17 protein-coding genes and 1 tRNA gene are annotated in these 19,832 nt (G+C 61.1%); 14 read left to right on the top strand and 4 right to left on the bottom strand.

The genetic code is table 11. The annotated features are described in order from the left end of the window. Positions 1-459: 459 nt before the first annotated feature. From holA to HJY11_RS01470, 11 genes are all read left to right on the top strand, one after another. Positions 460-1,497 (top strand): DNA polymerase III subunit delta, encoded by a 1,038-nt coding sequence (gene holA, locus HJY11_RS01520; RefSeq protein ID WP_208074307.1) that lies wholly within the window; start codon positions 460-462, stop codon positions 1,495-1,497. Between the two features lie 13 nt (positions 1,498-1,510). Beyond that, positions 1,511-2,098, top strand: a complete 588-nt coding sequence (locus tag HJY11_RS01515; RefSeq protein WP_208074306.1) for a toprim domain-containing protein — start codon at positions 1,511-1,513, stop codon at positions 2,096-2,098. Positions 2,099-2,145: 47 nt separating this feature from the next. Further along, positions 2,146-2,232 (top strand) — tRNA-Leu (locus HJY11_RS01510). Positions 2,233-2,737: 505 nt separating this feature from the next. Next, positions 2,738-4,195 carry an AlkA N-terminal domain-containing protein gene (locus tag HJY11_RS01505; protein WP_208074305.1) on the top strand — a complete coding sequence of 486 codons (1,458 nt, stop codon included), beginning with the start codon at positions 2,738-2,740 and terminating at the stop codon, positions 4,193-4,195. A gap of 25 nt (positions 4,196-4,220) precedes the next feature. Continuing rightward, the gene (locus HJY11_RS01500; protein WP_208074304.1) at positions 4,221-4,754 is read left to right on the top strand and encodes a methylated-DNA--[protein]-cysteine S-methyltransferase; all 534 of its coding nucleotides are present in this window, start codon (positions 4,221-4,223) and stop codon (positions 4,752-4,754) included. 60 nt (positions 4,755-4,814) lie between these two features. Then, positions 4,815-5,384, top strand: a complete 570-nt coding sequence (locus tag HJY11_RS01495; RefSeq protein WP_208074303.1) for a DNA-3-methyladenine glycosylase I — start codon at positions 4,815-4,817, stop codon at positions 5,382-5,384. Positions 5,385-5,404: 20 nt separating this feature from the next. After that, on the top strand, positions 5,405-5,752 hold the full coding sequence (locus HJY11_RS01490) for an antibiotic biosynthesis monooxygenase family protein (protein ID WP_208074302.1): 348 nt from the start codon (positions 5,405-5,407) through the stop codon (positions 5,750-5,752). A 27-nt stretch (positions 5,753-5,779) separates the two neighbouring features. Then, on the top strand, positions 5,780-6,076 hold the full coding sequence (locus tag HJY11_RS01485; RefSeq protein WP_243764090.1) for an MGMT family protein: 297 nt from the start codon (positions 5,780-5,782) through the stop codon (positions 6,074-6,076). 56 nt (positions 6,077-6,132) lie between these two features. Then, entirely contained in the window at positions 6,133-6,858 is a 726-nt protein-coding gene (locus tag HJY11_RS01480) for a 1-aminocyclopropane-1-carboxylate deaminase/D-cysteine desulfhydrase (RefSeq protein WP_208074300.1), read from the top strand. After that, complete coding sequence (locus HJY11_RS01475; protein ID WP_208074299.1) at positions 6,837-7,109, top strand: pyridoxal-phosphate dependent enzyme; 273 nt, start codon at positions 6,837-6,839, stop codon at positions 7,107-7,109. The genes HJY11_RS01480 and HJY11_RS01475 overlap by 22 nt, the downstream gene beginning before the upstream one ends. Before the next feature lie 368 nt (positions 7,110-7,477). Next, entirely contained in the window at positions 7,478-8,446 is a 969-nt protein-coding gene (locus tag HJY11_RS01470; RefSeq protein WP_208074298.1) for an ADP-ribosylglycohydrolase family protein, read from the top strand. Between the two features lie 162 nt (positions 8,447-8,608). Here HJY11_RS01470 and HJY11_RS01465 read toward each other — a convergent pair whose 3' ends face one another. Continuing rightward, the gene (locus tag HJY11_RS01465; RefSeq protein WP_208074297.1) at positions 8,609-9,034 is read right to left on the bottom strand and encodes a hypothetical protein; all 426 of its coding nucleotides are present in this window, start codon (positions 9,032-9,034) and stop codon (positions 8,609-8,611) included. Positions 9,035-9,302: 268 nt separating this feature from the next. Here HJY11_RS01465 and HJY11_RS01460 point away from each other — a divergent pair, with 268 nt between their 5' ends. Together HJY11_RS01460 and HJY11_RS01455 are read left to right on the top strand one after the other, a co-directional pair. Next, positions 9,303-10,661 (top strand): amidohydrolase, encoded by a 1,359-nt coding sequence (locus HJY11_RS01460; protein WP_208074296.1) that lies wholly within the window; start codon positions 9,303-9,305, stop codon positions 10,659-10,661. Between the two features lie 384 nt (positions 10,662-11,045). Then, a complete protein-coding gene (locus HJY11_RS01455; RefSeq protein ID WP_243764089.1) occupies positions 11,046-16,130 on the top strand; it encodes an EAL domain-containing protein in 5,085 nt (1,694 codons plus the stop codon). 359 nt (positions 16,131-16,489) lie between these two features. Here the strand turns inward: HJY11_RS01455 and HJY11_RS01445 are convergent, their stop codons facing one another. Then, positions 16,490-17,668, bottom strand: coding sequence for a DUF2812 domain-containing protein (locus HJY11_RS01445; RefSeq protein ID WP_208074295.1), 1,179 nt, complete (start codon positions 17,666-17,668; stop codon positions 16,490-16,492). Continuing rightward, positions 17,665-17,973 carry a PadR family transcriptional regulator gene (locus HJY11_RS01440; RefSeq protein WP_243764088.1) on the bottom strand — a complete coding sequence of 103 codons (309 nt, stop codon included), beginning with the start codon at positions 17,971-17,973 and terminating at the stop codon, positions 17,665-17,667. Before HJY11_RS01440 ends, HJY11_RS01445 begins: the two co-directional genes overlap by 4 nt. Positions 17,974-18,092: 119 nt before the next feature. On the opposite strand from HJY11_RS01440, the gene HJY11_RS01435 reads away from it, so the two are divergent. Continuing rightward, entirely contained in the window at positions 18,093-18,284 is a 192-nt protein-coding gene (locus HJY11_RS01435) for a hypothetical protein (RefSeq protein ID WP_208074294.1), read from the top strand. Positions 18,285-18,373: 89 nt separating this feature from the next. On the opposite strand, the gene HJY11_RS01430 is transcribed toward HJY11_RS01435, so the two are convergent. Next, positions 18,374-19,558, bottom strand: coding sequence for a CynX/NimT family MFS transporter (locus HJY11_RS01430; RefSeq protein WP_208074293.1), 1,185 nt, complete (start codon positions 19,556-19,558; stop codon positions 18,374-18,376). Positions 19,559-19,832: the final 274 nt, after the last annotated feature.

Raw genomic sequence — 19,832 nt, 5'->3', positions numbered from 1 at the left:
CCATCTTCTGCCCCGCCCCCTCTTTGCTTTTTGCGCCCGGGCAGAACAGCGAGGAGACGCCGGCTCCATTTGGCAACCGGGTCCTCCCGGGAACTTTTGGCCCCTTCTTTTGGGGGATCGCCCGGCGGGGTGAGGGAGAAGGGCGCCGGGGAATTCTGGCGCAGTGGAAGCGCTGTCGAGCGGTCTTTTGGCCGCCTGTGCGCTGGAAGGGACTAGGCGCGGCGCCGGTATAAGAGATGGCCCCCAAGGGCGAATGGGAGAGCCGTTTCGCCATGGCCGCTGGGGGGAGATTGGCGGTGCCGGGGGAGACCGCCGGCGGTCCTGCCCCCTCGCTTCTGCTTTTGCGCGGCCGGTGGGCGGGGCCCTGTCCGCCGGATTGCCTATGGAAAAAGGGGTTGTGGTTTGCTATAATGGCTAGAGATGGGGGCGACTGCAGAGTGGCCCGGCGAGAGGGGAGAGGTGCGTTTGAAGTACACGGCCACCAACTTTGCCAAGGCGGTGAAGGGGGGCCCCCTGGGGGGGCTCATCTACTTTTTTGGCGACCAGCGCTACCTGATGGAGCGCTTCACCGGCCAGCTGCTGGCGGCACTGGGCGCGGGGGAGGAACAGGTCGTCCGCCTGGACGGGGACGAATTGGACTTTGACGCCCTGGGCGACGAGGTGGTGACCGTCTCCTTTACCCCGCCCAAGGTGCTGGTGATCAGCGGCCTCTCCCCCGAGGGGATGAGCGAGGCCCAGATCAAGCGGCTGGGGGAGATGGCCGATTACCTCTCCCTGGAGACGGTGCTCATCGCCCAGGAGAAGTTTGTCAAGGAGAGCTACAAGGTCAAGCGGGCCAAGGCCCAGAAGCTGCGCAAGCTGGCCGACGCCAAGGGGGCGCTGGTGGACGTCAACAAGCCGGACGCGGCCTCCTGCGCCAAGTTGGCGTCGGCCCTCGCCCGGGAGGAGGGCATTGCGATCGCCGAGCGGGATGTGGCCTACCTGGTGGAGCACTGCGGCGGCGACCTGCTGAAGGTGCAAAACGAACTGAAAAAATTGGGCAGTTACCGGCTGGGGGAGCCGGTGCGGCGGGCGGACATCGACCGCTTTACCGCCCCCACGGTGGAGCGCACCTCCTTTGAGATGGCGCGGGCCCTGATCCGGGGCGACGTGCGCCGGGCGCTGCACCTGTTGGGGGACCTGCTGGACGCACGGGAGGAGCCCATCTCCATCGTGGCGGCCCTGGCCACCAACTTCTGCGACATGTACAAGGTCAAGTGCGGCCAGGCCGACCGGCTGGCCACCTCGCAGATCGAAAAGGCCTTTGGCTACCGGCCGGGGGACTTTCGGGTCAAGCAGGCGGTGCAGAACAGCCGCAGTCTCAAGTACGGGCAGGTGGTGAAGATCGTGGAGGAGCTGCTGGAGGCCGACCTGGCCCTCAAGTCCTCCTCCGCCGACGCCGCCGTGATCCTGCAGCGGCTGCTGGTGCAAATCAGCCTGCTGTTGCGGGCGCGCTGAAGGGGGCAATGGGATGGTTCGCTGTGAGCGGGTGATCGTGGTGGAGGGCCGCTACGATAAGATCAAACTGTCCAACCTGGTGGAGGGGACCATCGTCCCCTGCGGGGGGTTCTCCCTCTTTCACAACGAGGAGAAGAAGCGGGAAATTCGCACCCTGGCGCGCAAGAAGGGGGCGGTGCTCCTCACCGACAGCGACGTGGCGGGGTTTCAAATCCGCAGTTACCTGAAAAACTACCTGGCCGGCTGCGACGTGATAGACGCCTACATCCCCGACATCTACGGCAAAGAGCGGCGGAAGGCCCGCCCCTCCAAAGAGGGGAAGTTGGGGGTCGAGGGGGTGCCGGGGGAGGTGTTGCTGCGGGCGCTACAGACCGCCGGCGCCCTGGCGGACGGGAGGCCCCGCCCCCGGGAGATCACCCGGCTGGACCTCTACAACTGGGGGCTGGTGGGGGGCGCCGGCAGCGCGGCGCGGCGGGGAGCCCTGCTAAAGCGGCTGAACCTGCCGGAAAACCTCTCCCCCAAGGGGCTTTTGGGGGCGGTCAACGACCTCTGCACCCGGGAGGAGTTGGCGGCCCTGGTGGAGGAGCTGGGGCGGCCTTGACAAACGCGGCCCCGGCGGATATACTGAAAAAGCTGCCAGAGAGGCGCGCCGCTGTGGTGGAATCGGCAGACACAAGGGACTTAAAATCCCTCGGGGGAGACTCCGTACGAGTTCAAGTCTCGTCAGCGGCACCAAAAAAGCAAGGTAAAAAAGATTTTTGGGCGAAAAGCCCAGTGTTTTCAAGCCTTGCGAGGCCCTCAACTGAGAAAAGTTGAGGGCCTCAGTTTTTAGATTTTTACCCCCGTCAGAGTCACTCCGGCAGGAGTCGAACCCCCGCACTCCACGTTGGAAAAACGGCAAGAAAATTAAAATCAAAAGATCCGGATGAGTCGCAGCCTATGAAATACGGCTGCGGCTCTTTTTCTTACCGAAGGCGGTCCGTCAACAAAAACGATTATTGCATGTATACGCTCTCTCCCCGCAAGATGCTTCAAATGGCATGGCCGCCAACCAGAAGAATCGCTGAACCCAACTTCTTCACAGCCGGCGGACAGCACAGAAAGACTCCTATTTCTTCTTTGCTTAATTCCAGAAATCGAAAGAATGGCTCGCATTATGGCGATATGGAAAAACCATGTCCGAAAATGGCGTGCTTTGTATCAGCAATTGTATTATACTTGAAAAAAGGAGGGCGGTAACATGACAGAACGGGACACGGCCTTATATGAGGCGTTCAAGGCGAAGGACGCCCGGTTTGACGGACGGTTCTTTGTGGGCATCTCCTCCACCGGCGTCTACTGCCGCCCTATCTGTTGGGCGCGGCAGGCAAAGCGGTCGAGCTGTACTTTTTTCGTCTCTGCGGCCGAGGCGGAAAAAGCCGGTTATCGCCCTTGCCTTTTATGCAGGCCGGAGCTTGCGCCGGGAAATTCCCTTGTGGACGCATCCTCGGTCCTGGCCCGAAAAGCGGCACGGCTTTTGGATGAAAACTGCGGGAGCGGCCAGAGCCTGGAGGAGTTGGCGCAAACACTGGGCTGCACAGGGCGGCACCTGCGCCGTGTGTTTATAGAGGAATATCATGTTTCCCCCGTGCAATATTTACAGACCTGCCGCCTCCTTTTGGCAAAAAATTTGCTGACGGATACCGATTTATCCGTTTTGGACGTGGCGATGGCGGCCGGTTTCGGCAGCCTGCGGCGAATGAATGATCTTTTTCAAAAAGAGTATCATTTATCCCCCACAGCCCTGCGTAGAAAAGCGGCGGACGGGAAGCGGCACACCGGGGAAATTACGGTGGGCTTAGGCTATCGGCCGCCCTATCGCTGGGATGAAATGCTGCGTTTTCTCGCTGCGCGGGCAATCCCCGGAGTGGAAGTAGTGGATGGCGACGCTTATCTGAGAACCGTCCGGCTGGAGGATAAACGCGGAAAACCCTGTTTCGGCTGGATTCGGGTGATGCACCGGCCGCAAAAGAACCGGCTGGACGTGACATTGAGCGATACGCTGATTCCTGTGTTGTCCCAGGTACTGGCCCGTGTTCGACGGCTCTTTGACCTCTACTGCGACCCGGATGTGATCGACCAAACCCTCTGTGTCATGAACAAGCTTCGTCCCGGCCTGTGCGTTCCGGGGACACGGCTGCCGGGGTGTTTTGAACCGTTTGAGATGTCGGTGCGGGCTATCCTGGGCCAGCAGATCACTGTGAAGGCCGCCAGCACGCTGGCCGGTCGATTGGCGAAAGATTTAGGGTGTCCGATTGACACGGGCGTAGAGAACCTGACGCATACATTTCCAACTGCGGAGGATATTGCCGCTTTGGGGGATGATGTTCAAGAACGCTTTGGGGTGCTGGGGGTCATTGCCGCCCGTTCCGCCTGCATCCTGGCGCTTGCCAAAGCCTTGATACAGGGTGAAATCGTTCTTGACCAGAGCGCCGACCCCGAGCGCGAAATGCCGAAGCTGCGTACCATCAAGGGGATCGGGAGCTGGACGGCGCAGTATATCGCCATGCGAACGATGGGCTGGCCGGACGCCTTCCTAGAAACGGATCTTGGAATCAAACACGCCCTGCCGGAGTACACGCCGAAAGAAATTCTGGCGTTGGCGGAACAGTGGCGGCCTTGGCGGAGCTACGCCGTCATCAATTTGTGGAACGCATGAAAAAGGAAACTTTGGAGGTGTAGCCATGCAATACACAACCACCTATTCCTCGCCGGTCGGCGGTATCCTTTTGGCCGCCGACGAAATCGGACTGACCGGCCTTTGGTTTGACGGCGAAAAATTTTATGCAAAGAGCCTTGACCCGGAGCATGAAGAAAAGGAAGTACCACTTTTCAAAGACGTTAAGCATTGGTTGGATCTTTATTTTTCCGGGCGTAAGCCGGATTTTATGCCGCCCGTCCATATGCTCGGTTCGACCTTTCAGCTTTCCGTATGGCATATTTTAGAGCAGATTCCTTACGGCCAAATCACGATCTATGGCGAGATTGCCAAACAAATCGCCGCCAGCCGTGGACTGGCACAAATGTCGGCCCAAGCGGTAGGCGGCGCGGTGGGGCACAACCCCATCTCCATCATTATCCCCTGTCACCGGGTGGTAGGTACGAACGGCAGCCTGACGGGATACGCCGGAGGGATCCAGAAAAAGATTGCGCTCCTTACGTTGGAGGGGGCGCCAGTGGATACGCTGTCCATCCCCACAAAAGGCACCGCGCTATAGCGTGGAAGTGAGCATCGTGGACGGAAACTGTGAAAAGTAACGGAAGAGGCGAGGATAGAAATGGAATGGGCAGACGGAAAGCATAGGTGCCGTTGGGCGAATCCCAATCACCCGCGATACCTCCACTACCACGACGAGGAATGGGGCGTCCCTGTCCACGACGACGGGAAGCTCTTTGAAATGCTTATCCTGGAATCCTTCCAGGCGGGATTGTCCTGGGAGTGCGTCCTGAATAAGCGGGAGGCGTTTCGTGCGGCATTCGATGAGTTTGACCTGGAACGTGTCTGCACCTATGACCAGAAAAAATTGGAGCAGTTAGCACAGAACCCAGGCATTATTCGCAATAAACTGAAGCTCCAGGCTGCGGTGAACAACGCCAACCGATTCCGGGAGATCCAACGGGAATGGGGCAGCTTTTCTGCCTACCTTTGGCACTGGACGGACGGAGCCGTTCTTTATGAGACTGGAAAAGCAAGTTCCCCCTTATCGGACAAGGTATCCAAGGACTTGAAACAGCGTGGTATGAAGTTCGTGGGGACAACGATCATCTACGCCTATCTGCAAGCAGTAGGCGTCATCGATTCCCATGAGCCGGGGTGCTTTTTAGAGCATCTTCCGGCGCAAAATTAGGAGATTTGGAGGCACAGAAAATGGTCATCGTATTATTTGAGGTCACAGTGAAAGAGGAGAAAATGGAGGACTACCTGGCCCGTGCGGCACAGCTCAAAGAATTGCTGGTCCATGAGGAGGGATTTATCTCCGCGGAGCGGTTCTCCAGTCTCGCCACCAACGGCAAACTGCTGAGTATGTCTGTCTGGAAGGACGAGGAGAGCGCGGCCCGCTGGAGGAACAACATCAGCCACCGCATGAGCCAGCAGGCCGGTCGGATGGAGGACTTCGTGGATTATAAAATCACGGTGGTTTCTCCCCTTCGCACCTACACCATGCAGGACCGGCAGGAGGCCCCGGAGGACTCCAACGCATATTTTAAGCTGTGAGCGTGCAAATGATTGGGGGACACCGCATTGGACGAGAATCTGATTTATGAGATTCTGTCGGTGGTGGAGGAAATTCCACCCGGAAAAGTAGCCACCTATGGGCAGGTGGCAAAATTGATTGGCCGGGAAAAGAACGCCCGTTTGGTAGGAAAGGTCTTGGGAATGTCCAGCTATTATGGAACATATCCCTGCCACCGCATGGTAAACCACGCGGGGCGTTTGGTTCCTGGATGGACGGAGCAGGCTGACCTCTTGGCACAGGAAGGCGTCCTTTTGAAAGACGGCCTCCATGTGGATTTGAAAAAATACCAATGGGAGGTCTAAGCTCCCACTGTTTCTGCCGTGGAGATTTGTTCAAAACAGATAGGGAGGGCTGCGCGATGGACAACCTTACGCCGGTCAAAAAATTGGAATTGGGGTGCTGGCCCACACCGCTTCAGGAGCTGACCAACATGGGCCGTATTTTGGGAAATGGGAAACGGTTGTTTCTTAAACGGGATGACCTCTGCGGGGTCGGCCTGGGCGGCAACAAGGTCCGAAAACTGGAGTATATACTTGCCGAGGCACTGGAGCAAGGCTGCGATTGCGTGGTCACGGGGGGAGGCTCCCGCTCCAACCAGCCGATTGCTGCGGCGGCCTGTGCAAACCGGGTAGGTCTGTCCGCCTATCTCGTCATGCCGGAGCGCACCGGCGTCGTTCCCCGGTATTTGGCACAGCAACTCGGGGCGGTCATCCTCCCTGTCGAAGCCGGGGAGAGCGGAACTGTGCCAAAGGTCGTTCGACAGACGGCAAAGGCCCTGCGGGAGCAGGGGCGGAAACCATATCTGATCCCCCCTGGCGCTTCCTCCGTCCATGGGGTGTTGGGCTATTCCGACGCAATGAAGGAATTATATGGGCAAGCGGCGGAAATGGGACTGAAAATCGATCATGTTATTTGCTGCGGTGGAACCGGGAACACCTATGCGGGTGTTGTTCTGGGGACAAAGCTGTATAGTCCCTCCACATCCGCCACCGCCATTTCCATCGGCAGACGGTTTTGCCATAAAACACCTTGTGCAAAATGGCAGAGGAGGCTCAGCGCCGTATGGGAACCGCAGCCGAGGTGACGGAAGAAGATATGCACATCTTCTTTTCCTGCGGCAAGGGCCATGACGCGGAGACGCCCAAGGGCCGCGCCGCGATGAACCAGATGGCGGCCACGGAGGGGATTTTTCTGGACCCGATCTACACAGGAAAAGCGTTTGCCGGCCTTCTTGAATTGAATGAAAATGGAGTTTTTCAGGACGGCCAGACCATTGTCTTTATACACACTGGCGGACTTGCTGCTCTACTGGGCGGCATCGTGTGCCCACTCTAGTTTCCAGGGTAAACGCTGAATAAAAGTATACTTTGTATTCAATAAAGTGAAGACCATTATGATCATCCACGCTGGGATTGAACCATAAAAGACCATTTGCGAGGCGGGCTTTATCACAAAATCTTTTTTGTCTTTTTCTAAAAAAGTGGCCTATTTGCTTGATTTTACAGTGATTTCAACTCAAACATCACAAAAAACGCCTTATTTCGACAAGGAAACAAGTGAAAAACGAGGAATTGCGGCGGTTCAAGTCCCTACAGTTGCGGCAAGGCGGAGCAAACGTCATATCGTTTGCTCCGCCTTTTTGTTTAAGATTGGGCTGGGTTTACGGTCTGGGTGTGAGACGAACCTTAGGAAGGAGGCATACCGTGTTTGAAGAAACATTTTTGGGGGGGATTCTCGGCTTTGTTGTAGGAGATGCCTTGGGTGTGCCGGTAGAGTTTGAAAGCCGGGATGCACTGCGGCAAAAACCTGTTGTGGGGATGCGCGGCTACGGCTCCCACGGTCAACCTGCCGGGACATGGTCCGATGATTCTTCCATGACCCTGTGCGCAGTGCAGTCCCTGACTCACGGCCTGGACTGCGATGACATGATGGGATACTTCTTCCGCTGGGCAAACGAGGCCTACATGACGCCCTGGGGCGAGGTGTTTGACATGGGAAAAACCACCCGTGAGGCACTGGGTCGTTATGCCGGCGGCACTGCCCCGCTGGACTGCGGTGCCGTTTCGGAATGGGAAAACGGAAACGGATTGCTGATGAGAATCCTTCCCCTGGCACTGTACCTTTACCGCCTGTATGCTCCTGCTCCGATGAACTGGGACGATGTACTGCCGGTGATACACAATGTATCCAAGCTGACCCACGCGCACCCGATCAGTTTAATTGCCTGTGGGCTCTACTGTTGTATCGCGTATCAGCTGCTGTCGGGAGCCGCTCTGAATGAGGGTATCTGGGAGGGGATCACCTGCATGAAAACACGCTATTCCCGGTATCCTGAATACGCCGCCTGGCTGGATCGGTTTTCCAGGGTGGACGCTGACATCCTGCTGTCTCTGACGGAAGATGCAATTGAGAGCGATGGGTATGTGCTTCACACTCTGGAGGCAGTGCTGTGGTGCCTGCTGCATACAAACTCCTACAGGGATTGTGTGCTGAAAGCGGTCAATCTGGGCTCTGATACCGATACGGTGGCTGCCATTGCAGGGGGCTTGGCGGGTATTTTTTACGGCGAGGACGCCATCCCCCGGGAGTGGTTGGATGTGCTTGTAAAGTTGGAGGCCATCCGGGCCTTATCCCACGATTTTTGCCAGGGCGATGACGATGCGCTGTACTGATTTCGGAAAAGGCGCTGCTGTCTATGGTGTGGCGGATGTGACCGGCGTATCCTATATAAAGTCCATGGACACGGCAACGCGCATTGAAGCAGCCGGAGGACGACCCCGCCCTATTGTTGTTTCTCCTTCCCCAACTTCGCTGGGTTGCAGGTTGGTGCCATTTTATGGGCAGATGCTTTTCTTTCTGAAAAAATATTGACTAGGTGGAGCAAGCAATATAGAGCTTGCTCCGATTTTTTTGAAGCCGCAATCTCTTGCCCCCAGCATTTCGCCCAAGAGGTCCAGGGCATGAATATGCGGGAGATCCGAGAGCTTATAAACGAGTTGGCGGCGAAAGGCGGCGGGGGACAGGGCAGCGGGAAGGAGCCGTGTAGAGATGGTTTGGGACGCCGGAGAGGTGTGCAGGAGCCGCTTGGGAGCGGGTGGTTCGGTCTGGGTTTCCAGCAGTTGGAGATCGCTGGCGGCCCCTGTGGGAAAGCCGGTTGCCCCGCTTTCAAAGCCCTGACAGAAACCAGCACAAAGGCAGTACGTTAAACTTTTTTGTGCCCGGTCGCCGGAGTTGGGTAGTCCGCCAGTCCCCAATGCCAAACTGCTATCCGCCCCTCCGTCCGTCGCCAGTCCCTCCTCTCTCTGGTGCCCAAGGGGGGAAAAGAAGAGACCGTCTGCCTGCAGAAGGTTGGTAGGGAACCTGGTTCTCATCGGCTTTTTATGCAATCACCCCAGAATTTTACTGCTTTGTTGTGCCAAAGTGCCAATATCCCGCCGCTGCTCTTTTCAAGGGCGGCGGACGGGCGGTATAATAGGGTTCGACAACGGTTATTTTGTCAGACTATGTGACTGAAGGGGTGTAATTTCATTGGATCAAATTGAGAAAAAGATCATCGAGACCATCGACCAAAACCGTGAGCAGATCGTGGCTTTTGGCCGGGATATTTGGCATCACGCCGAACTGGGGTACCGGGAGTTTCGCACCGCCGGCAAGTTTAACGAACTGCTCAAAAGCCTGGGGATGGAGGTGGACGAGGGCCTGGCCATCACCGGGGCCAAGGGCTACCTAAAGCCCAAGGGCACCGCCGGCCCCACCGTGGCTGTCATCGGCGAACTGGATGCCCTGCCCATTGCCAACCACAAAGACACCAACCCCGAGACTGGCGCCGCCCACTGCTGCGGACACCACGCCCAGCTGACCGCCACCATCGGCGCGGCCCTGGCCTTGAGCGTGCCCGAGGTCAAAGAGGCCCTCGACGGCAATGTGGTCTTTATGTCCACCCCGTCGGAGGAGTTTGTGGACATCGACTACAAAAACGGCCTGCGCAAAGAGGGGAAGGCCCGCTACGGCGGCGGCAAGTGCGAGCTCATCCGCATCGGCGCTTTTGAGGACATCGACGTGGCCCTGGGTCACCACAGCGACACCGATCCCGAGCACGACGCCATCATCATGAACTGCTCCTCCAACGTCTTTGTCAACAAGACCGTCAAGTTCAAAGGCCGCAAGGCCCACGCCGCCGGCTTCCCCGAAAAGGGGATCGACGCCCTCAACGCCGCCGAGTTGGCCCTGCACGGCATCGCCCTGCAGCGGGAGAGCTTCCGCGACGAGGACACGGTGCGCTGCCATGGCTACTACCTCAAGGGGGGCGACGCGGTCAACATCATTGCCGACGACGTGGTGCTGGAGTACTGCGTGCGCGCCAAGACCATGGAGGCGGTGAAGGACGCCAATGCCAAGGTCGACCGCTCCTTCAAGGCCGGGGCCCTGGCCACCGGCTGCGGCCTGGAGATCGAGACCCTGCCCGGCTACTTCTCCACCCAGCCCTGCCCCGATGTGTCTGCCCTGCAGGCCGCCCTCGACGCCGTGGGGGAGGACAAGCCCCTGCGGGTCAAAGAGGTTCCGGCCAGCGAGCACATCACCGGCTCCACCGATTTTGGCGATGTGTCGGCCATCATGCCCCTGATCCAGTTTTACACCACCGGTCTCACCGGCCAGCTGCACAACAACAATGTCGAGGTGGTGGACGAGGAGATCGCCTACATCCTGCCCGCCAAGCTCTTTGCCCTCACCGCCTACCACCTGCTCAAAGGTGACGCTGCCGGGGCCCGGCACCTGATGGAGATCTACCAGCCCAAACTCGACCGCGAGAGCTATGTGGAGTACATGGAGAGCATGCTGGGCACCATCGAGATGGAGATGGACCCCCTGCCCCTGCTGGAGGACTAGTCTCCCCTTTAGTATTTGCGCGAAAGTGAGCGCCTCGGCCTGTTGGGCCGGGGCGCTTTTTGGCTGGGGGCGGGGGAAGGAGAGCTCCCTGGCCTGCCGTCTGAAAATGCCTTTTCCCGCCTTGGGCCGGTCGGCCCACTCTGCCTGGGCGGGGGAGGACCCGCCCGATTTCCTTTTTTTCTGTCCCCCACCCGGGATGGCCCGCCCCAGAGGGCCGCTTCTCTGCCGGGTGAGGAGAAAGACCCCAGCCCCCATTTTCAGCCATTTCCCTTTTTCCCGCTTTTTGGTATGGAATTTGGTTGACCGTTTCGGACGGAGGTCGTATAATAAAAGCAAATTAGTCGCCTGCTACGGCCGTGGCGGGCGATGTCAGGATGGGGCAATATGGACAGACAAATGGGCGGCGAAGGAACCGCTATCTACGTGGTTGACGGGGACCATCGGATCGTCCACTTCAACCGGATGCTGAAGGAGGCCTTTCCCGAGTTGCGGCTGGGGCAATCCTGCTACCGCGCCCTCTGTCGGGAGGAAAATCCCTGCCCCGGCTGTCCGCTGCACAGCGGCCAGGGCGAGAGGGGCGTCTTTTATAACAAGTGGTTGCGCCGATGGGTTGAGGTCAGCACCGGCAAGCTGGAGTGGCCCGGCGCGGGGGAATGCGACATCATCCTCGCCCGGGAGATTCAGGAGGGCAACAAGGGGCTTTTCTACAGCCTCTCGGTCTACGACGAGCTGCTTGAACTGGACTTGGGGGAGAACCGCTACCGCATCCTCTACTGCGAGGGGGAGAAGTACGTCCTTCCCCCCACAGAGGGGGCGCTGACCCAGCTGGTGAGCGAGGCGTCCGCGAAACTGGTGCACCCCGACGACCGGGCTGCCTTTCTGCGGTTTTGGTCGCTGGAGGACCTGTTGGAGCGGCTGGGGCGACAGGATCCCCTAAAGGGGGAGTTTCGGAAGCGGTGCACCGACGGCAGCTGGCGCTGGGTGCTACAGACCGTCGTCCCTCTGCGCCGCGATGCGGGGGAGGGGCAGATCGTTCTCTGCTTTGTACAGGACATCGACAGCCAAAAGCGAAAGGAGTTGGAGGAGGAGGCCACTGCCCTGGCGCCCGCTGTCTGCGACCCCATTACTGGGCTCTACAACCGTGCCGCCTTTTTCACCGAGGCGGACCGGGCGGTGGCTGCCGGCGGCAAGGACCCGCTCTGCGTGGTGGCAGTGGACATCGATCACTTCAAACTTTTTAACGAGTGGTATGGCCGAGCCGCCGGGGACAGCTTCCTGTCGGCGGTGGCCGCATATCTGCAATCCCTGATCGCCGCCCGTGGGGGGATTGCGGGCTACATGGGGGACGACGACTTCTGCCTGCTGTTGCCCGACGCGCCCGAGGTGCTCGGCGAACTGGAGGCGCAGCTGTCCGAGGTGGCCCGCAGCCGGGGGGGCAACGCCGGCTTTTTGCCGGCCTTCGGCGTCTGCGGGGTGGAGGACCCCGCCCTGCCGGTGCGCACCCTGTACGACCGGGCCGCTCTGGCCCTGGCCTCGGTCAAGGGCAACTACGCCCGCCGACTCTGCCGCTACGGCGCGGGGATGATGCGGCGGATGGAGGAGGAGCACCACCTCCTCTCCGAGGTGCAGCGGGGGCTGGAGCGGGGGGAGTTCACCTTCTATCTGCAGCCCAAGTGCAACATGAAAACCGGCAAGATCGTGGGGTTTGAGTCGCTGGTGCGCTGGCAGCACCCCCAGCGGGGGATGGTGGCACCGGGGGCCTTTATCCCCCTGATGGAGAAAAACGGCTTCATCGCCAACCTGGATCGCCCCCTCTGGGAGGGGGTCTGCGCCAAGATGCGGGAGTGGCTCGACCAGGGCCTGCGGCCGGTGCCGGTCTCGGTCAACGTCTCCCGGGTGGACCTCTACACCGTGGACGTGGCGGAGTGCTTTCAGCAGCTGGTCGAGCGCTACCGGCTGGACCCCCGCCTCATCGCCATCGAGATCACCGAGAGCGCCTATGCCGAGGAGTTTGCGATCATCACCAAGGCAGTGTCTCAGCTGCGGCGGGCGGGCTTCACCGTGCTGATGGATGACTTCGGCTCGGGCTACTCCTCCCTAAACATGCTCAAGGACGTGAATGTGGATGTCCTCAAGATCGACATGAAGTTTTTGGAGATGCGCGAGCAGAGTGCGGGAAAGGGCTCCGGCATCCTGGAGGCCGTTGTGGGGATGGCGCGATTGCTGGGACTGCGGGTGGTGGCCGAGGGGGTGGAGACCGCCGAGCAGGCAAGCTTTTTGTTGGAGATCGGCTGCCAGTACGGCCAGGGCTACCACTTTGCACGCCCCATGCCCATTGCTGAAGCGGAGGCGCTGCTGGCCGACGAGGGCAACTTTGACTACCTGGGCATCCGCACCAAGCGGATGGGGATGCTGCAGATGCGAGAACTGCTCAACGAAAATCTCTTCAGTGAAATTCTCCTCAATAACATTTTGGGGGGGATCGCCTTCTACGACGTCTGCGGCGATGAGGTGGAGCCGGTGCAGGTCAACGAGCAGTACTACCGGGTCACCGGCACCACCCCCGAGGGGATGGAGGAGCGCCGCGGCCGATTTATGGAGAGTGTCTACCGGGATGATCGGCAGGTGGCGCTGAACATCTTCTGCCGTGCCCACGAGAGCCCTCTAAATGGGGCAGAGGGAGACTTTCGCTACCTCACCGAGGAGGGGGACACCATCTGGCTGCATCTGCGCACCTTCTTTTTGCGCGAGCAGCTGGGCCACCAGCTCTACTACGGTTCGGTGAGCGACGTCAGCGAGCAAAAGCGCCAGGAGGAACAGCTGGCCTCTTCCCAGAGGGCCCTCTCGGCGGTGGTGAAGGTGGCCGAAAACGACGAGTCCTTCATGCAGCTGGCGGAGGAAAACCGCCGCGCCGCCGCCTCGATCTTTGCCCAGATGAGCCCTGGGGGAATGATCGGCGGCTACTGTGAGGAGGGGTTCCCCCTCTACTTTGCCAACCGGGAGATGGTGCGGCTGCTGGGCTACGACAGCTACGACGAGTTTGCCGCCGCCATTGACTACCGTGTGCAAAACACCATCCACCCCGAGGACCTGGCGGCGGTGACCCGAGACATCGGTCCCCGCTACTACCCGGGTCTGGAGTACACCACCACCTATCGGATGCCCCGCAAGGACGGCAGCTGGTTTTGGACCCTGGACAAGGGCCGGGTCATCGAGGCGGAGGACGGCCGGTTGGCCATTGTCAGCGCCTGTACCGACATCTCCCAGACCATGGCCGCCCAGCAGCGGCTGGCCGAGCGCAACGCCTTTTTGCTGGAGCAAAACCGGGAGCTGGACTTTCTCAACCACGCCCTGCCGGGGGCCTATCACCGCTGTGACAACGACGCCGATTGCACCTTTCTCTACATCAGCGACCAGTTTTTGGAGACGTTCGGCTTTACCCGGAAGGAGATCGGCGAGCGATTTGACAACCGATTTTTGGCGATGGTTCACCCAGACGACCGCGAGTTGGTGAGGGCGGAGTGCGCCCAGCTGCGGCAGGGGAGGAAGAATCGGTCCATAGAGTACCGGATGCACAGCAAAAACGGCTACCGCTGGGTCATCGACCAGAGCCGGTACACAGAGTACGAGGGCAAGCACTTTTTCCAGGGAATAGTCATCGACATCACCGATACGGTGGCGCTGCGGGATGGGGTGCAGCTGTCGATGAAGCACACCCCGGAAAACATCTTCCTGTTCAAGGCCGGTGGCAAGGAAGCGCGCTACCAGGTGATTGCCGACGGCCTCTGCCGCGATCTGGGCGGGCAGCCCGGCCAGTTTGAGCAGCTGCTGTGTGCCGGGCGGTGGGAACACTATCTGTCCCCCGGCGACCGCCGGCGGCTGCGGGGAGAGGTGCAGGCGGCAGTGGCTGCGCGCGCCGCATTTCACCAGGAGGCAAAGCTCCTTCTCCCCGGTGGGCGGCAGGTCTGGGTCTCCCTGGAGGGCCGCTGCGTCGAGGAGGGGGAGGAGGAACTCATCTATCTCTGCACCAACCGGGATGTGACCGGCGTCAAGGAGAAGGAGAGGGAGCTTCAGCTGGCCAGACAGAAGTTGTCGAGCATCCTCTGCCAGGCGGGGATAGACAGCTGGGACTGGGACCTGCGCACCGGCGATCTCACCTTTTCTACCACCTGCAACCAGTCGGTAATGGCCTGCATTCTGGGTCGGCCGGTAGAGGGGAAGAGCCAGCGGGTAGAGCGATTTGCCGACTGGTTGCTGGCGCATCCCAGTTTGCCCAAAGGACAACGGGAGCGGATCGCCGCCCACCTGCGCGCCCTCGAGGGGGGGCGCGACCGGGAGCGATTTACCTGCGAATTCCCCCTTGCCGGAGCCGACGGGGAGCTGTGCTGGGTGCGCACCGCCGGTGAGACCATCTGCGACGGAGAGGGCCGCCCGGTGCGGGCCGTGGGCTACTACCGGGACGTCACCCGGGAGAAAAGTGAGTCCCTCAAAAGCCAGGAGGACCGCAAAATCCTCGAGCTGTTGCGGGGGCAGGCGGTTTACGACTTTCGCGCCAACTTGCAAAAAAACACCGTCTCGGCCGGAAAGGATGGCCGGACCTGGCGGGAGGAGACCGGCTATCGCGGGGGGTATTGCTTTGAAGAGTTGCTGAATCACGTGAGCCGGCAGCTGGTGCTGCCCTCTTTTCGCAAGGAGTTTGCCGTATTCTGTGACCGGGAGCGGTTGCTGGAGTGCTACCGCCGGGGTCAACAGTTGGCCAGCATGGACTACCAGCGCCTCTACCGGGGCCGACCCAACTGGATGCGGTTGATGATCCACCTGGCCGAGTTGGAGGACTCGTCCGACGTCTTTGCCTACCTCTTTATTATGGACATCGACCGGCAGAAGCGCCAGGAACTCAAACTCACCCAGCTGGCCGAGATCGACGCCCTGACCGGCCTCTACAACCGGCGGGCCGCCATCCCCAAAATTGAAGCGTACCTGGCGGCCCAACGGGCGGAGCCGGCGGCGCTTTTGATGTTTGACCTGGACAACTTCAAGATGGCCAACGACGTCTTCGGCCACGCCTACGGCGACTCGATGATCGCCCAGAATGCCGAGAAGTTGCGGGGCTTTTTCCGGGGAAAGGACATCCTCTGCCGGCTGGGGGGCGACGAGTTTTTGGTGCTGTGCAAGAACATCCGGGAGGAGGACGCGATCCACAAGTTGGACACCATCATCCGCTCGATGCGGGTCAGCTACAAGGCCCAGGGGCACACCATCGTGTTTTCCGTCTCGGCGGGCTTTGCCATGGCGCCTGAGCAGGGGCGCACCTTTGATGAACTCTACAAAAAAGCCGACATGGCCCTCTTCAGCGCCAAGATGGGCGGGAAGAACGCCTTTTGCAAGTACCACTCCGACATGAAATCCATCCGCTATGAGTTGGCGGAAAAGGAGATGGACGCTCACTCCTGCGAGGACCTGAATTGAGTTGTAGGCCTTTCGGATGGCGGGGAATGCCGGCGCGTCCCGTATCCGAGCGGGTGCGCGGACTGCAATAGCAGGGCCGTCGCGGACCAAATGGGCGGCTGCAATCGCTCCCTGCGCGGGTAGTGGGCATGAGATGCGGCGCGGGCGAAAGCCGGCCCGGCGGTCTACTGGAATTTTCCCCCCGGAAGAGCGGAGAAAAAGCGCCCCCGAGTGCAGGTTGCTGTCTCTCGGGGGCGCTTGTGATTGTTTAAGGGGAAAGAGGAGGGGGCGTCGCCCCCTGTCTTGGCCAAGTCGTTTCGCGGGGCGAGGGGAGAGGGCGTTCCGGAGTCGCCGCTTTGGGCGGGCGCTCTCGTTGGGCCCTATCCCTCCCGCCAGGCGGCCTCCCTCTGGGCCAGGGCCTGCCAGAGGGCGTCCTGCTCATCGGGCTGGTCGATGAGGCCGCCGTAAGTGATGAAGAAGACGGTGTTTTTCCGCCGGGCGGCGCACTCCAGCCCGGCGCAGTAGGCCTCGTCAAAGCCGGGGACCTGCACCGCGACAAAGGCGTCGGAGTCCCGGGCCAGGGGCGCTTGGGCCAGCAGCAGGGGGAGAAAGTCCTGAGCCGCCCGCTCGCTTTTCAGCCGGTAGACCTGCTGGTAGAGCCAGGCGTTTTGTTCCCCCTCCTGCAAGAATTCGCGGGTCTGCCACTGCTCGGCCTGCAGGGAGTGGGTGTGAGAGAGGGTGCTTTCGCCCCCTTTGACAGGCAAGGCGGTGCGCTCCCCCCGGTGGCCCAGGTCGCCCAGCAGCAGATAGGGCCCCTGGGGGGTCTGGGGCAGGGAGACGGGTCGGGCGGTCGCCCACTGAATGGCGGCCAGGCAGGCAAAGGCGGTGCAGCCGGCCAGCAGCACCCCGCGGACGGCCCGGTAGAGCCGCTGCTGCCTGCCCGGGGCGTGGTTCAGGGGAATTCCCCGGCGCAGCCGCCGGTAGAGCAGGCCGGTGTGTACCTGGCCCCAGAGCAGAGCGGACAATTCCCGCAGCAAAAAGAGGGCAAGGGCTGCCACCAAGGCGGTTTCGGTCACCCAGGCCAGCCGCAGAGAGGTCGCCCACCGGCCCAGGGCACTGCCGGCGCCGCCGAAGAGGGCGGCCCCCACCGCCAGCTGCAGGGCGGCCAGCAGCAAAAAGGGCAGCCAGCCCAACAGGTAATTTCGCCGCAGGGCCTTCAGGGTATCGGCCTGCTGGCGGGGGTCGCTGTAAAATTCGGGCGCGCCGCTGCCCTCGGGGGCGCAAAAGACGTTGACCAGCCCGCCCCGGCTCACAAAGCGCCAGCCGCAGGCCTCGTAGAGGGAGCGCTGCTCCTCGGGCAGTTCGCTGCTCTCGTCAAAGACCCCGGGGCAGGAGAGTTCCACCCGGTAGCGCAGCCGGGCGGGCTCCCCCCGGCAAAAGCGGCTCAACCAGGCCCCCCGCTTTTCCAGTAGCCAGCCGCGGGCCGCCATCTCGGCGTAAAACTGCTCATTTTCCCCCAGGGCATAGTCCCCGGGGTGAAACCGGTATCGCCTCTTCACTGGTACCCCTCCAATCCCGATCCGTCTGCCACCATCTGCTTGAGCCGCCGGTACTCGCCCAACAGGGCCCGGCGGCCGGCGGGGGTCAGGGCGTAGACCTTTCGCCTTGGCCCCTCGGCGGTCAGGGAGATGAGCCCCTCTCTTTTCATCCGCGCCAGCAGCCCGTAAAGGATGCCCGGCCCCATCTCCAGTCGCCCGCCAGAAAGGGTGTGTACCCGCTGCATGACAGCGTAGCCGTGGCCCGGTTCGGCCAGGGCCAGCAGAGCGTAGTACATGGCCTCGCTCATGGGTTGTATCTCAGCCAACCGCGCTTCCCCCTTCTCATCTATTATGCAATGCAATATATCGTCTAACAGAATAATAGCAGAGATCGCCGCGGTTGACAAGGGGAAAAGGGAGCAGGGGGAGCGGGAAGACAGGTAGAGTGAAAATGGGCGGAGACTTGCTGTTGCCGCAGATGGAGCGGTTGTACAGGGTGAAGCCGCTGCGGGAGATCACCGTGGGCAATTCGGGGTACGGCGTCCTCGAGGTGGAGCGAGGGGCGCGGCGGTTCATTCTGCAGGTCTCTGTTTACAGCGAAAAAAAGCGGGCGCACCTGAACTTTGAGATCCGCTGAACGGCGTATCTGTCGGCCAGGATGGCTGATGGGCGCAAAAAAGAGAGACAGGCTTTTGGGGCCCGTCTCTCTTTTTAAAAGGGCGGCTGTCAGAAAGCCCTGTCCAGCAGGTAGGCGTCCTTGCTGGACTGGTGGGCGGTGTAGGCGTAGAGGAGGATGATTCCGCCGTAAAAGGCCAGCGGCGCCACCCAGGAGCCGGTCCAGTCGAAGAGGGCGCCGAAGAGCAGCGGCCCCACCGCCGAGAGGAGGTAGCCCGCCGACTGGGCCATCCCCGAGATGGCGGCGGTCTCCTCCCCGCCCCGGCAGCGGCAGACGAAAAAGGAGAGGGCCAGGCTGAGAGAGGCGGTCTGGGCAAACCCCAAACAGAGCAGGCAGGGCGTCAGCGCCCAGAGTCCCCGCCCAAAGCAGAGGCCCAGAAAGCCCACCGCGAAGAGGGCGGCGACGGTGTCGGCGATCCGACGCTGGTCCCGCCGCCGGTCGGCCAGCAGGGGGACGAAGAAGGCCGCGGGCAGCCCCACCAGCTGCATGGCCGTCAGCAGTCCGCCCGACTGCTCCACCGTCACCCCCCGCCCCAGGAGGATGGAGGGCAGCCAGGCGACGAGGGAGTAGAAGAGGAGGGACTGGCTGCCCATGCAGAGGGTGATTTTCCAGGCCAAGGGATCGCGGAGCATCCGCCGGAAGAGGTCGTTTCCGCCGGCTCCCTGCCGGCGTGCGCCCCCCTTTAGCTGGGGCAGCCAGAGGAGGGTGGCGGGCACCGCCAGCACCAGCAGCGAGGCCAGGGCGTTCTTCCAGCCCAGTCCCAGCCCGGCGGCCAGGGGAACGCTGATCCCCGAGCCGGCGGCGGCAAAGACCGACATGGCGGTGGTGTAGACGCTCATCATGACGCCCGAGCGGGCGGGGAAGTCCTCCTTGATGATGCTGGGGATCAGCACGTTGCTCACCGCGATGCCCGAGCCGATGAGGAAGGTGCCCAGGTAAAGCCCCCAGATTCCGCAGTAGGAGCGGATCACCAGCCCGGCCACGGTGACGACCATCCCCCCAAAGACGGACTGGGGCCCGCCGAACCGGCGGCCGAGACGGCTGGCAAAGGGGGAGACCACCCCGAAGCAGAGCAGGGGCAGGGTGGTGATCATCCCCGTCCAGGTGCTCGAGAGGCCGGTGTCCCCCTGGATGGTGGGCACCAGCGGCCCCACCGAGGTGATGGGGGCGCGCAGGTTGCAGGCGATGAGGACGATGCCCAGGACCAGCAGGCTCTGTTTGCGCTTGTCGTTCAAGAGAAATCCGCTCCTTTTTCTAAAATAGCCCCCTTATTTTAACACAGAACAGTCCTGGAGGGGGACAAGATGGGCCCGAAAACGGCAAAAATTTTTCCGTCCCCCCTTGCCATCTTCGACCCGGGCGGTAAGAGGGGAAAGTGCGCCCCAAGGGGGAGGGAGGAGGAGAGAGGGGGGGAAGGCACAGTGGGGCCGATTCCCACCTGGAACACCACCGAGGGGGACCTGCAAAACCTCTCCCTGGAAATCCCGCGGGAGAAGCCGGCGGTCCTCA

It is taken from the genome of Bittarella massiliensis (ex Durand et al. 2017) (assembly GCF_017566145.1).
In the GTDB taxonomy this organism is placed as follows: domain Bacteria; phylum Bacillota; class Clostridia; order Oscillospirales; family Ruminococcaceae; genus Bittarella; species Bittarella massiliensis_A.
This window is presented reverse-complemented; position numbering and strand designations above follow the sequence as displayed.

Coding starts and splice junctions, on each gene's coding strand:
- HJY11_RS01515 (WP_208074306.1), top strand. CDS start 1,511: ATGGTTCGCTGTGAGCGGGTGATCGTGGTGGAGGGCCGCTACGATAAG.
- HJY11_RS01505 (WP_208074305.1), top strand. CDS start 2,738: ATGACAGAACGGGACACGGCCTTATATGAGGCGTTCAAGGCGAAGGAC.
- HJY11_RS01500 (WP_208074304.1), top strand. CDS start 4,221: ATGCAATACACAACCACCTATTCCTCGCCGGTCGGCGGTATCCTTTTG.
- HJY11_RS01495 (WP_208074303.1), top strand. CDS start 4,815: ATGGAATGGGCAGACGGAAAGCATAGGTGCCGTTGGGCGAATCCCAAT.
- HJY11_RS01490 (WP_208074302.1), top strand. CDS start 5,405: ATGGTCATCGTATTATTTGAGGTCACAGTGAAAGAGGAGAAAATGGAG.
- HJY11_RS01480 (WP_208074300.1), top strand. CDS start 6,133: ATGGACAACCTTACGCCGGTCAAAAAATTGGAATTGGGGTGCTGGCCC.
- HJY11_RS01475 (WP_208074299.1), top strand. CDS start 6,837: ATGGGAACCGCAGCCGAGGTGACGGAAGAAGATATGCACATCTTCTTT.
- HJY11_RS01455 (WP_243764089.1), top strand. CDS start 11,046: ATGGACAGACAAATGGGCGGCGAAGGAACCGCTATCTACGTGGTTGAC.